Below are 12328 nucleotides of genomic sequence, written 5' to 3'. Positions count from 1 at the left end.
AGGTGGCCGGTTTCATCGCGGGACTGCACGACGATGGTGCCGCTGAGGTCGCCTGCGGCGACGGGGTCGGCGGCCTGCACGGCCTGGGCCAGGGGGCGGGTGATGGAGCGGATGATGGTGATGGCCAGGAAGATCGCCAGCGCCACCGCCAGTGCGCCGGCGATCATCACGTCGCGCTGCAGGGCCGCGGCGGCTTCCTCGGCCTCCTTGCCGGCTTCGTCGGTGAGTTGCGCCTGGAACTCCACCTGGTCGCGCAGCGTCTTCTGGTAGTCGAGCTGGATGGGGCGCAGCTTTTCTTCCAGCAGTTTGATCGCCTCGTCCTTCTGGCCCTTTTGCACCAGGGCCAGGAACTCGTCGCCGCGCATGTAGAAATCGGCACGCGCCTTGAGCATGCTGGCCAGCAGCTCCTCCCCTTTGGGCGAGGAGATCAGTGTGTCCAGCAGCTTGTACTGGTCGGCCGTGGTGGCCCGCGCAGAGGTGATCTGTTCGTGGGCTGACTTGGTGACGGGCTCTGAACTGAAGATCACCAGGTTGCGGTACTGGATCGCCTGGGTGTTCACGCTGTTCGCCAGCACACCCAGCGCCTTGGTGATCGGCACGCGGGTGTCGATGACGTCGCTCAGCTCGGAGCGCTGTTCTGCGGACCGCATGAGGCTGGTGGCGCCCAGCGCAATGAGCATCAGCACCATGGCTGTGAACGCCACTGCGAGCCGGGTGGCGATTGTCATCTTGTCCATGGCAGTTCTCCCTCGGGGTGTTTTGAAGGTGGCGCGCTGCATGCCGCTTCGAACTGGCGACCTGATCCAAGAACGCGCTGAGAAACAGCATAGTCAAGGTTTCCCGATTCACTAAGCAGGAAATTGCAAGGCCAGGTGCCGGGCCGTTGCTGGAATGCTATGTAAGCAAATGGTATTTTCTGTAACAAGAGACTAGCATGGCCGGGACATCACGCAGAAGGTTCCCCATGCCCCTCACTGCGTCCCCCGGGCTTTCCATGGCCCCGCTGGCCAGCGAACCGGCGGGCACCCGTGAGAAGGTGGTCGCCGGCACTGCGGTCGTTCTTTCGCTGGCGCTTGGCGCCATGGCACTGCCGTATGCCAAGGTGCCGCTCGCAGCATTTGCGGCCTTCATTCCGATCTACGTCACCGCGCTGGTGATCTTCGATCTGGTCACGGCCGTATTGCTGTTTGGCCACTACCGGGCCCTGAAGTCCGCAGGGCTGCTGGTGCTGGGGGGGGTGTATCTGTTCAACGCCACGGTGACGGCAGCCTATGCGCTCATCTTCCCGGGCCTGTTTGCGCCCACGGGCTTGCTGGGGTCCGGGCCCCAGACCTCGTCGGCCCTGTACATGCTGTGGCACGCGGGCTTTCCGCTGGGGGTGGTGGCCTACGTGGTGGCCAGGCGGCGTGGGGTGCGGGGCGCTGTGCGGCCAAGCGGTCGCCGGGCCTTGCGTGCGGTCGCCGCCACCACGGCCCTGGTGCTGGCGCTGGTGGCGGGGTTCACCGTCTTTGCCACCTCGGGGCATGAATGGCTGCCGGTGTTTCTGGACGGCAACCGCACCACGGCCACCGGCAAGGCGTTTCTCATCGGCATCTGGGTGCTGAGCTTCGGGGCGCTGGCGGTTCTTTTCTGGAGCCGGCCCCATTCGCTGCTGGACATCTGGCTGATGGTGGCGTTGTGTGTCTGGCTGCTGGACCTGGCCCTGGCAGCCGTGCTGAACGCCGGGCGCTACGACCTGGGCTGGTACCTGGGGCGCATCTATGGCTTGGTGGCTGCGGGCGTGCTGCTGATCGTGCTGCTCGGCGAGAACGCGCGGCATTACGCCCGGCTGCGGGCGCTGACCACCGCGCTGCAAAGTGCCAACGAGACGCTGTGGCGCTCGTCCATGCAGGACGGGCTGACCGAGCTGGCCAACCGCCGGGCGTTCGACATCCACCTGGCGGAGCACGTGGCCCTGGCCCAGCGCCACCGGCGGCCGCTGGCGCTGGTGCTGCTGGACGTGGACCACTTCAAGGCCTACAACGATGCCTATGGGCACCAATTGGGCGATGAATGCCTCAAAGCCATTGCCCACGCGCTGCAGGCCCATGGCAAGCGCCCCTCGGACCTGGCTGCGCGGTATGGCGGCGAAGAGTTCGCCCTGGTGCTGCCAGAGACCGATTCGGTGGGTGCCATGCACATTGCCGCTGGGGCGCAGGCGGCCGTGGCGGGCCTGTCGATTGCCCACCGCGAATGCTCGACGGGTGCAGTGGTGAGCATCAGCACCGGCATTGCGGCCATGCGCGGGGACGAGGCGCTGACCCCGCAGGACATGATCGCCATGGCGGACAAGGCGCTCTACCAGGCCAAGGACGCGGGCCGCAACCGCATCGTGTTGCTCGACGCAGCGGGTTTGTCCTGAGCCCTTCAGCGCGCGGGAATGCTATGGGCCGACCGGGCCTGCCGGCGCAACCGGCTGCCCAGACGCCGCCATGCCCTGCTCTCAGAGCACGAAGGTCGCGCCCGCCCGGGCCTGCGCCTGCAGCCACGGGAACAACTGGTCGGCACTGTCCACGATGGGGCTGAACACGGTGCATTCGTCGTGCGCCCAGAAGTAGATGCCGCCCGCGCCGGGGCCATCCATGCGCAGCACAAAGCAGTCCGAGGCGTTCTCGGCGCCCACGATGGGCAGCATGTGCTGCGGGTCGATGCCGCTGTCGGCGATGGCGCTGCGGATCTCCTCTGCCAGCTCGGGCGAGCTTTCGTCGTGCAGGCTGAGCCAGCCCAGCAGCTCTTCGTGCTTGTCCAGCGCGGCGGAGATGCTGAACAGCTCGTAGGTTTCGCTGCCCTCGCCATCGACCACGGTGAGCTGGTGCCGCTCTGCCTGGGTGATCCATTGCAGGTAGGCATGCGATGGCTGGGGAAAGCGCCGCAGCAGTTGTTCGAGATCGCTTTCGGAGGCCGGGCTGCCCGGGGCGGTTTCAAAGCGCAGCTGGCTGACGCGCTGGCTTTCGGCGCTGCACGCCTGCGTCTGTTGCTGGTCGACGAAGGCCCGGTAGCCGGGGGATTCGAGCACCTCGGGCATCTGCAGGCGCCACTTCAGGTGGGCCTCGTACGCCTCGGTGCTGCGCTTGAGCTGCAGCAGCGCTGTCACCTTCAACTGCTGCAGCTGGTTAGTGCCATGGTTTGTGGCATCGGCGATGGCCAGGGCCTGCATCGCCTGCTCCGGGTCGCCGGCAATGCACAGCAGGTACTCCGCCACGGTCTGCGCGGCTGCGGCCAGTTGCGATGCAGGGTGCCGGTAACTGTCGCCAAAGCTGTACATGGCGTCTGGCTGGGCGGCGTTAGCGTCTGCAGATTGGTGGATGATGACCATGGCGTGCTTGACGGCTGCAGCCCAGTCGCCATCTGCCTGCGGGCCGGGGTGGGCGCGCGCCCGGTTGGCATGGGCGCGCCGGGCCGCCGTGTGCCAGTACCAGGCCTGTTCGCTGTGGCGGCAGCGGTGCAGGGCGGCCAGGGCGCTCTCGTGGTCACTGCACTCGGTGTGCAGCGCCGCCAGGTCCATCAGGCACTCGTCATCGGTCTTGGGGCGGTGGTCCAGCAGGTCCTTGGGGAAGAGGGTCAGGCTGTCGTGCACGACGATCTCCTGCCATCCGTCACTGGCAAGGGCCTGGCGCAGGTCCACCAGGCGCTGCAGCACGGCCTGGGGGCCGCCATCGGGATCGAGGCGCAGGTCCTCCACCATCTTGAACTCGCGGTCGGAGGCGCGCGCCTCCTGGCGCTTCCAGTAGGCATGGCCGTCATAGCCATGCGGTATCAGCGTGATCTTGATCAGCAGCGGAGCCTTGTTGCTGGCCGCGGCGGCCTGGAGCCAGTGGCTGGTGTAGGTGGTCATGCGGGGGCAATGCAGTCAATGCAGGCGGTGCGGTGGCGAAGCCGCCATTGAAGCACCGGCTGGCGGACGCGCGAGCGGCGCGGTGTGACGCATTTCACGCCGAGGGAACTTTTACTTGTGCTGCATCAACTGGCTGCCGCACCTGGTTGCCGGAACATGCGCTCGACCACCTCGAACACCACCTGGATCAGCACCGCCAGCCCGGCCGAGGGAATCGCACCCGCCAGCAAGGTGGTGCCGTCGTTGAGCGCCAGCCCCTGCGCAATGCGCTCGCCATAGCCGCCTGCACCGATGAACGCGGCGATGGTGGCGGTGCCCACGGTCATCACGGTGGCGGTCTTCACGCCTGCAATGATCACGGGCAAGGCCAGCGGCAGCAGCACCAGGCGCCAGCTTTGCGCGGGCGTCATGCCCAGGGCCACGGCGGCCTGCTGGGTGCCCTTGGGCACCTGCATCAACCCCACGGCGGTGTTGCGCACGATGGGCAGCAGGGCATACAGGCTGAGCGCGACGATGGCCGGCACGGTGCCGATGCGGCCCAGCAGCGGGATCAGCGCGGCCAGCAGGGCCAGCGAGGGCACGGTCTGCAGCAGGCCGACAAAACCCAGGATGCCCTGGCCCAGCCACGCCCGCGCGGCGGCCAGCGTGCCCAGCGGTATGCCGATGAGCACGGCGATGCCGACGGACACGGCCACCAGCCACAGGTGGTCGCGCGTGAGGCGCCAGAAGTTGCCGCCGAAGATGGCACTGGACAGGGACGGGCGAGCCTGCGCCGGTGCTGCGCTGGCCGCACTGGACGCAGTTGCGGGTGCAGCGGCCGGCGTGGCCTTGCCGGCGAGGAAGTCGGCGGCGATGGCCGGGAACGCCTGGCCGTGCAGCTCAGCCTGCGCATTCATGGCGATCATGCGCGTGACGTCGATGCGGCCTTCGAGCGCGGCGATCTGGCGCCAGGCCTGCGGCGCGCGCGTGGGCAGGTCCGCGCGGTAGAGCAGCACCGCGTCGTAGCGCGGGAAGTAGTTGGCGTCGTCCTGCAGCGTCACCAGGCCCAGGTCGGCGATGCGCGCGTCGGTGGTGTAGATGTCGGTCAGGTCGATGCGCTGCGAGGCCAGCGCTTGGTACGACAGGCCATGGTCGATGGAGGTGGGGCGCTGCGGCAACTGGTAGCGCCTGGCCAGGCCGGGCCAGCCGTCTTCGCGGCCCAGGAACTCCTGCGAAATGGCGATGCGCAGGTCGGGTGCCCTCTGCAGGTCGCCCAGGGTCTGGAGGCCGTGCTTGCGCGCCACCTCGGCGCTGGCCGCCAGCGCGTAGCCGTTGGAAAAGCCCAGCGGCACGCCCAGGGCCAGGCCCATCTCGCGCAGTTTCTGGTCGATGGCCTGCCTGGAAGACCCGGTGGGCAGCTTGAGGATCTCGCGCTCCACGGTGCCCAGGTACTCGGGGTAGACATCGATGGAGCCGGTCTTGAGCGCCTCGACCACCACCGCGGTGTTGCCCAGGCCCTGGCGGTGCTCCGCAGTGGCGCCGCCCTGGCGCGCGGCCTGGGTGATGACCTCGCCGAGGATGTAGCTTTCGGTGAAGCGCTTGGAGCCGATGGCCAGTTGCTCGGCCGCGTGCAGTGCAGGGGACAGCAGGGCGCCGGCCATGAGGAAGGCGAGCGCGTGCGCTGCGAAGCGCAGTGGGCGTATGACATTCATCGGGCCATTCTGCGCTGGTTTGGGGCCTGCGCCGTGGGTGGCATGCGCCACCCGCTGTCAGCGCAGGCGCGGTGCGGCGATGCCGGCCGCTACGTCGCATGGGCCGCTCGTTGCAGGCGTGTCTTACGGGTTGACTGCCGCACCGCTGACACCCGGCAGCACGCAGGCGCGGACACCATGGGCATATGGCCTTCTTGCACGCAGATTCCTTGTCCCTTGCGCATGGCAGCGCGCGGCCTGCTGCGCCACTGTTGCGGCCCGATGGCATCCAGCGCCCGGCCTTGCTGGTGCTGCCAGGCTGGGACGACCATGGCAAGGCCCAGTTCGACCTGCTCGACCAGGACCTGTCTGCCCAGGGCTGGCACTGCCGACGCGGCAATCTGCCTGATGCCAGCTGGCCTGCGGCCGACCGCGCCCGTGTGAACCGCGAGGACACCCTGCGCCAGACGCTGCGCGACTACCAATTGCTGCACGCCCAGGAGCGGCCTGACGCCGTGGGCGTGCTGGGGTTCAGCTACGGCGGGTACATGGCGGCCCTGTTGGCGGGGATGTACCCGTTCGACTGGCTGGTGCTGCGGTCACCCGCGATCTATCCCGATGCGGACTGGATGTTGCCCAAAGAGGATCTGGAAAGGCGCAAGGTGAACGCCTACCGCCACACCGTGCACACGCCCGAGGGCAACCGCGCGCTGGCCGCCTGCGCCGCCTTCAAGGGCGATGTGCTGCTGGTGCAGTCCGAACATGACCAGGTGGTGCCGCGCCCCGTGATCGACAGCTATGCCTGGGCCTTCGGCAATGCGCGCAGCCTCGTGCGGCACATGCTGCTGGAGGCCGACCATGCGCTCTCGCAGGCCCGCTGGCGGGACACGTACCACGCCATCGTGATGGACTGGCTGCGCGAACGCAGGTATGGTGGCCGGTGAAGGGGGTCTGCCTCTGCGCGCCACCGAGCCGTCACTAGCGCATCTGGTGGATGGTCTCGACGCCTCTTCGTCTGCGGCCATACCGCCAGCTGAAGGCACGCATCATCAAGGGCAGGGTCGAGAAAATCACAGCGGTCAGAACGAAGTAGCTCAGGTCGTTGATCATGACGGAGAGGTTGCTCCGGGCGAGCGGCGGGTAGCCGAGCAAGAGGGTACAACCCATACCGCCCCCCAACAACATCCCCTGCCAGCGGGGCAGCCTGTTCTTTGAGCCGCCCAGGTGTTCCGCCAGGCCAAACAGCAGCACTCCCAGGGTCAGAAAGAGTGCTATGGCGCTGGCAACCGCATACAGCGACATCCGATAGCTGAGGTAGTCCCCCGCAAGCCCTTCAAAAAGCCGGTTCGGGAGTATCAGTTTGCATGTCCAGAGCCCTATTCGCGGCTCGATCTTGATGCCCATTGCGAACACCGACAACAAGGCCAGGTTGATCGCTATCAGCAGCGCGGGCGGCAAACCCTCGTCAGCGATATGCTGCGCAAAGCTCTTGTGACCCAAAGTCGCTCCTCCCGCCTGGAGCACCGGGGTGACCCTGAAGGGCCACCATCAGCTCCGGCACTGGTGTTGTTGTGTTGCGGGAGTTTAGGTGACGCTTCGCTGGCGCCTGACCATTGTCACAAGGTGGGCATGGCTATCCTGCGGCGGCGCAGCAACAGTAGCCATGGGTTCTGTCGCGCGGCGTCCGCGAGCCCCTGCACCCGCGCCGGGGCCGCCGGAGGCACCTGCGCCAGCAGCGCCAGGTCCTGCACCTGCACCTCCACCTGACGCCCCGGCACCTACTCCTGAGGAGTAGGCACCTACGCCGGCATCGGCACCTGCGCCTGCTCCGGGGCCCGCACCAGCCCCGGTGCCGGCCGATGCCGCGCCGGGAGCGACTGCATCGGCGGCGCTACCGGGGGCTCCAGCATTGGTGCTGCGGGCGATCTCACCCGATGGCTTCGATGCCCTCGGGTTCGCCATCGGCGTCGGAACCATCCGTCTTTTGCTCGAAGCGGTTGATGTAGCACTTCTCCTGCATGACCCTCTGCGTCACCAGCAGGTTGATTCCCGTCTCGTCGATATGGATGCCGGAGCCCCAGCGGAAGTGCGGCTGGTTCACGCCCGGGGTGCTCGATCCATGCGTGATGAAGTGCCTGGCAGAGGCGGGATCTCCGAGGCCCTCTGACCAAGTGACCTGGTAGAGGTAGGCGTAGTCGGTGAAGAGCACCACCGCCTTCTCCCGCACAGCGAAGTTGACCAGGTACAGCTGGCCGTCCCCACCGTAGAGCAGGTTGATGGTCTGCGGGCCCGCATCATTGTGCTCGGGCACCTTGCAGGTGAACGCGTAGCCGCCCGAGACCGGCACCGAAAGATCGCTGCCCGCAGTGCGGTAGAAGTACAGGTCGCTGCCCTGGAGGCCGACGATCACGTAGGTGCCATTGGCTTCGTCGAATGCGACGCCGATGGACTCGATCTTGCGGTCGTCGCAGTCGGGGATCAGGCTGTTGTTGACCAGCGCGATCGAGGGGTTGTCGCTGGTCAGGGCTTGCACGTCGTACACCTGTATGCGGGTGTTGTTGTAGTCCTCGGTCTGCACCGGCACAAACAGGTACTTGCCCGCCAGTTGAACGCCCCCCGGATGGTTGAATGCTTGGCCATTGCCCCCCAGCGCAGCAGCCGACTGGCTGACATCAAGATGGGTGGTGAAGATGCATTGCTGGGGTGGCGAGACGCGAAACACATAGAGTTTTCCGCTGTCATGGCCGGAGCGGTTCTGGGTGAGCAGGTACAGGTCCTCGTACTGGGCAATGCCCTGGAGGTGGCTCTCACTCAATGCGTCGTAGTGCGAGGGGCCTTGCAGGCATTCGCGGTCGCCGTTTTTGTGCAGGTTGTTGAAGGATGCCAGTGGGTTGGCCAGTGCGGACGAGACGGTAGTGGAGTTCACGGTGAGACCTTCGATTCGGTGGTTGATTGAAGGGAAAGGCGGCAGCCCGGCTGATGGCCAGCCAGGCAACCCACAAGGCAGATCCGGTCGCAACCGGCACGGTTGAGCGACTACAGTTCCGCACGGGCTGTGAATGGCTTCATGGCTACCACCATGGGCAGCGCCACACCCAGCACCCACCAAATGCTAGGGATTTGTGCTGTGTTTGTATGTCCTCTAAATAGATGACAAATGCGGGTTGAATGCGGTTTTTGTGCCTGCACCTGCGGCCCCTGCCTCATACGAATTTGCCTTCTACCGTCTAACGNTGCCGTGCTACAGCACTGTCTGCGGCTTCCCGCCTAGTTATACGATTGAATGCAAATCCGTATCAGTGGCTGCAAACCACTGGTCGTTGCTGGGCAGGCGCGCGCTGGAGATGCTCACCGACCGCACGGGGCTGTCGGTCTTTTGATGCGGGGGGCGCAGCGCAGCGCGTGGCATTGCGCGCGCGGGCATGCATGCATGCATGGGTAGGGGCTTGGTGCGTGGACTGGCCCGTTCAACCCCTGCATGCAAGCGTCATGCTGTCGATCAACGAGCACCGGCACCACCGGATCCTGCACTGCCAGCGCCTGCGCCTGCAGAGCCGGCTCCAGCGCCAACTCCTGGACCGGCTCCCGAACCGGCACCGGGCCCAGCGCCCACAGCGCCGGCTCCAGGTGCGCCGGCACCCACGCCCGCGCTACCGCCCGCACTGCCTGCCCCGCTGCTCGCGGCACCTGCGCCGCTCCCCGTTGCAGAACCCGCTGCAGCGCCTGGGGCCGCACCGGGTGCGGTGCCGGCCGCACTGCCAGGTGTGCCCGCGCTGGTGCTGCCACCCGAGCCCGTGCCAGGAGGCGCACCTGCCACGCTGCCCGCGCCTGCGCCGCTGACCCCGACACCAGCGCTGGTACCCGGGGCGATACCGGTGCCTGTGCCAGTGGCGCTGCCTGCACCAGTGCTGGCGCTCGCGCTCGCGCCAGGGCTGGTGCCGCCCGCCGGGGTGCCGTTACCGGTGGTGCCCGCGCTCCCTGTCGGATTGCCTGTCGTGGCTGCTGTCGTGCCCGTGCTGCCCGTACCCGGTGTACCTATGCTGCTGCTCGGAATGCCACTGGGGATATTGCCCGAAATGCTGGCGTTGCCGATGCTGCTGTTGCTGTTGCTGTTGCTGGTGGGTGTGGTGGTGGTGGTGGTGGTGGTGCTCGGGTTGCCGGTGGCAGCCGTGGGCGTGGCGGTGCTGCTGGGCACGCTGCCGGGGATGCTGGAGGGGCTGGTGGTGGCGTTGCCGATGTTGCCGCTGCTCGGGATGCTGCTCGGAATATTGCCAGGAACGGTGGTGTTGCCGATGCTGCTGTTGCTGCTCGGCGTAGTGGAAGTGGTGGTGCCCAGCGTACTGCCGGGTGTGGCCGTGCTCGGGGTCGCGGTGCTGGGGTTGACAATGGTCGAGATGGCCGGCGTGGCCGGGCTTGCGCTGCCGAAGCCGCCCTGGCTGTAGGCATGCTGCGATACGGTGAGCGCGAGTACCGACACGGCGATCAGCGGGGCCGCAAGGCTGCGGTGCGAACGGGAGACTGGGGTGGTCGACATGGGGAGCTCCTTGAAGGATGGCGGTGGCCGTGGTGCCACCATGCCTCCCATGTTGAAACCTGCGCGCGTGCCGCGCGGTAGGGACACAGGCGCGCCCCCGGTAGGACGGGGCCGTTCACGCCGCGCGGCCCGCAAGCCGGATGCAAGCGCAGGTAACGCGCCCAAGGCCGCACGCAAGGGCGCGTCGCACCCCGACACAGGGTGAACAGTTGCTGACAACTGGTGGGCGGGCGCGGCGTGGGTGCCACTGCCACCCACAGCGTGCCAGCCTGTCTCACAACCGGTCGCTAAGCCTGCGCGCTGGCGGGCTGGCTCAGCAGGTAGTCCGCCACGTCTTCCGAGAACCTGCTGCGCCGCCCGCCCAGCAGCACGGCGCCGTCGTCCGTGCCTTCGGGGTCGGGCCGCGCGCCGGGCATGCCGTGGGCCACCAGGGCCTGGGCGCAGCCGATCCAGTCGCCGCCGGGCACGGGCTCGTTGAGCGAGGCCCATGACAGGGTGCCGCTGGCGTTGTCGCCAAAGCCGTGCAGGGCCTGCCAGTCGGCGCCGTGCGCAAGCAGGAAGCGGGCGAGGGCCGCATCGCCACGGAACACGGCCTGGTTCAGGGCCGAGGCGTCCCAGTCGCCACCGCGCACCTCGATGGGCCAGCCCAGGGCGACCATGGTGCGCACTGCATCGCCGCAGCCCTGGGCCGCCAGCTCGGGCAGCAGCCGCAGCTGGGCAGGGCTGAGCCTGCCGATGGTGCCAGGGTGTGCGGCCTGCAGGGCGCGGGCCGCGGCTTCGTCGCCGCGTGCGCAGGCGGCGATGAAGGCCTCGTCCGTGTCGGGCGGCGCATGGCCGCTGGTTCCCGCCGTGGCCGCCTGCAGCAGCTGTGCCACCTCGGTCAGGCCGTAGCGCAGGGCCATGGTGTGGGCGGGCGTGCCGTCCTGCATGCGCGCATCGGGCCTGGCGCCTGCGGCCAGCAGGGCTGCGATGTGCGCGGGCGAGCGGCGCCGGCGGATGGCCCACAGCAGCGGCGAGCCCCAGTCCGACGTGGGCGGGCCCTGCGGTGCTTCGTTGGCATCGCCGCCGTGCGCCAGCAGCAGTTGCAGGGTGGCCAGGTCGTCGAGGTCGAGCACGCGGTACATGGCGTTGGTGCCGGTGATGCGCGCGTCGGCTTGGAGCAGCAGCCGGGTGCACTCGGGGTTGTCGAGCGCGTGGTAGAGCGATTCGTTGTCATCGGGGTGGGCGCTGGCACCGAGCAGCAGTTTCGTCATCTCGGGGTCGAGGTTGCGGCCGGCAGCGCCGTACAGGGCCGAGAGGCGCTCGGTTTCCGCAGGTGCCTGCAGCGAGGCCGGGGGCCAGCGGTTGCCCACCGATTGGTCGGGCGATGCACCGGCCGCCAGCAGATGCCGTGCGCAGGCGATCAGCCGTTCGCGGTGGCTTGGCAACTGCAGCAGGCCGGAATGCGTGACCGCCACCAGTGGCGGCAGCTGCAGCGGCCCACCCGCGCGGTGCACCCAGCCGGGGTCCTGTGCGGTTGCCTGGCGCAGCACGGCTTCGTCGCCGGTGGCGCAGGCCAGCCAGGGGTCGCCATCACCGAGCAAGGCGGGTTGGTCTTCGAGCAGGCGCAGGGCCACTGCGGGCCGCGCGCGGTTCATGCCACCCGAGATGTCGCCCGCGTACACCAGGCCGAGCCAGTGGAGCAGGGCCTTGCCCGGGTCATCGGCCTGGGCCCGGCGCGCGACGACAAAGCCCTGCAGGTCGGCCCAGGAGGCAAAGCTGTATTCGCGCGCAATGCACGACTGCGCATCGTGCAGGCGCAGGCCCTGGGCGGCGAGGGCGGCGTCGCTCTTGCCTGCAGCGGCGGGCAGGGCGGTGCGAAAGCGCTGCAAGGCGGCAGCGTCGTTGCCGCGGTACAAGGCCAGGAGATCCTTGGCCTGTTTCTTGAGGTGGCCGATGTCGGGCCGGGCGGGAAGGCGCTTGTAGGGCGTCGTCGTCATGAAGAAAACCTCCGTGCATCATGTGCCGATGGCCCGCAGATCCGGCTGCACAAAAGGCGGTGGACAGGCGTGTGGGGGAAGGCAGCAGCGTGGCGCTGGTGTCCTCCGTGCAAGTGGGTTCTACCCTTCCCGCGGGCCCGGGGGCGGCTTGCACCGCGGGTGGGATGTTAGCTGATGTGCGGTGGTCTTCGTTTCGTTGTTGCGGCAGGTTTTGGTGTTGCTGCGTGCTTTGGTGTCTGTGGTTGCTTCTGTTCTTTTGCGGAGGGCGGGA

At 67.8% G+C, this 12328-nt stretch carries 10 protein-coding genes; 4 read left to right on the top strand and 6 right to left on the bottom strand.

Features of this window, described 5'->3' with window-relative positions; genetic code table 11:
- On the bottom strand, positions 1-737 hold a 737-nt coding region (locus ASE28_RS15225), incomplete at its 3' end, for an MCP four helix bundle domain-containing protein (RefSeq protein ID WP_157421993.1).
- 227 nt (positions 738-964) lie between these two features.
- On the opposite strand from ASE28_RS15225, the gene ASE28_RS15220 reads away from it, so the two are divergent.
- Positions 965-2401: a GGDEF domain-containing protein gene (locus ASE28_RS15220; protein WP_057267358.1), complete on the top strand. Its 1437-nt coding sequence runs from the start codon at positions 965-967 to the stop codon at positions 2399-2401.
- An 81-nt stretch (positions 2402-2482) separates the two neighbouring features.
- On the opposite strand, the gene ASE28_RS15215 is transcribed toward ASE28_RS15220, so the two are convergent.
- Both ASE28_RS15215 and ASE28_RS15210 read right to left on the bottom strand, forming a co-directional pair.
- Complete coding sequence (locus ASE28_RS15215; protein WP_057267357.1) at positions 2483-3874, bottom strand: hypothetical protein; 1392 nt, start codon at positions 3872-3874, stop codon at positions 2483-2485.
- 125 nt (positions 3875-3999) lie between these two features.
- Positions 4000-5565 carry a glycine betaine ABC transporter substrate-binding protein gene (locus tag ASE28_RS15210; protein ID WP_057267356.1) on the bottom strand — a complete coding sequence of 522 codons (1566 nt, stop codon included), beginning with the start codon at positions 5563-5565 and terminating at the stop codon, positions 4000-4002.
- 209 nt (positions 5566-5774) lie between these two features.
- On the opposite strand from ASE28_RS15210, the gene ASE28_RS15205 reads away from it, so the two are divergent.
- Positions 5775-6488, top strand: a complete 714-nt coding sequence (locus ASE28_RS15205; protein WP_162262256.1) for an alpha/beta hydrolase — start codon at positions 5775-5777, stop codon at positions 6486-6488.
- A 34-nt stretch (positions 6489-6522) separates the two neighbouring features.
- Here the strand turns inward: ASE28_RS15205 and ASE28_RS15200 are convergent, their stop codons facing one another.
- Positions 6523-7044 (bottom strand): hypothetical protein, encoded by a 522-nt coding sequence (locus tag ASE28_RS15200; protein ID WP_057267354.1) that lies wholly within the window; start codon positions 7042-7044, stop codon positions 6523-6525.
- A gap of 427 nt (positions 7045-7471) precedes the next feature.
- A complete protein-coding gene (locus ASE28_RS15195) occupies positions 7472-8470 on the bottom strand; it encodes a hypothetical protein (protein ID WP_057267353.1) in 999 nt (332 codons plus the stop codon).
- A 563-nt stretch (positions 8471-9033) separates the two neighbouring features.
- On the opposite strand from ASE28_RS15195, the gene ASE28_RS32710 reads away from it, so the two are divergent.
- Both ASE28_RS32710 and ASE28_RS15185 read left to right on the top strand, forming a co-directional pair.
- The gene (locus tag ASE28_RS32710) at positions 9034-9384 is read left to right on the top strand and encodes a hypothetical protein (RefSeq protein ID WP_057267352.1); all 351 of its coding nucleotides are present in this window, start codon (positions 9034-9036) and stop codon (positions 9382-9384) included.
- A 197-nt stretch (positions 9385-9581) separates the two neighbouring features.
- Complete coding sequence (locus ASE28_RS15185; protein ID WP_157421992.1) at positions 9582-9986, top strand: hypothetical protein; 405 nt, start codon at positions 9582-9584, stop codon at positions 9984-9986.
- Between the two features lie 379 nt (positions 9987-10365).
- Here the strand turns inward: ASE28_RS15185 and ASE28_RS15180 are convergent, their stop codons facing one another.
- Positions 10366-12057, bottom strand: a complete 1692-nt coding sequence (locus ASE28_RS15180) for an ankyrin repeat domain-containing protein (protein ID WP_057267350.1) — start codon at positions 12055-12057, stop codon at positions 10366-10368.
- Between the last annotated feature and the right edge of the window lie 271 nt (positions 12058-12328).

The organism is Acidovorax sp. Root219 (assembly GCF_001428665.1).
Taxonomy (GTDB): Bacteria; Pseudomonadota; Gammaproteobacteria; order Burkholderiales; family Burkholderiaceae_C; genus Acidovorax.
The sequence above is the reverse complement of the archived record's forward strand: the minus strand, read 5'-3'. Positions and strand labels throughout refer to the sequence as shown.

What these genes read in the sequence shown, in the direction of transcription:
- ASE28_RS32710 (WP_057267352.1), top strand. Translation starts at nt 9,034, where the DNA reads ATGCTGTCGATCAACGAGCACCGGCACCACCGGATCCTGCACTGCCAG.
- ASE28_RS15220 (WP_057267358.1), top strand. Translation starts at nt 965, where the DNA reads ATGCCCCTCACTGCGTCCCCCGGGCTTTCCATGGCCCCGCTGGCCAGC.
- ASE28_RS15210 (WP_057267356.1), bottom strand. Translation starts at nt 5,565, where the DNA reads ATGAATGTCATACGCCCACTGCGCTTCGCAGCGCACGCGCTCGCCTTC.
- ASE28_RS15180 (WP_057267350.1), bottom strand. Translation starts at nt 12,057, where the DNA reads ATGACGACGACGCCCTACAAGCGCCTTCCCGCCCGGCCCGACATCGGC.
- ASE28_RS15215 (WP_057267357.1), bottom strand. Translation starts at nt 3,874, where the DNA reads ATGACCACCTACACCAGCCACTGGCTCCAGGCCGCCGCGGCCAGCAAC.
- ASE28_RS15185 (WP_157421992.1), top strand. Translation starts at nt 9,582, where the DNA reads ATGCTGCTGCTCGGAATGCCACTGGGGATATTGCCCGAAATGCTGGCG.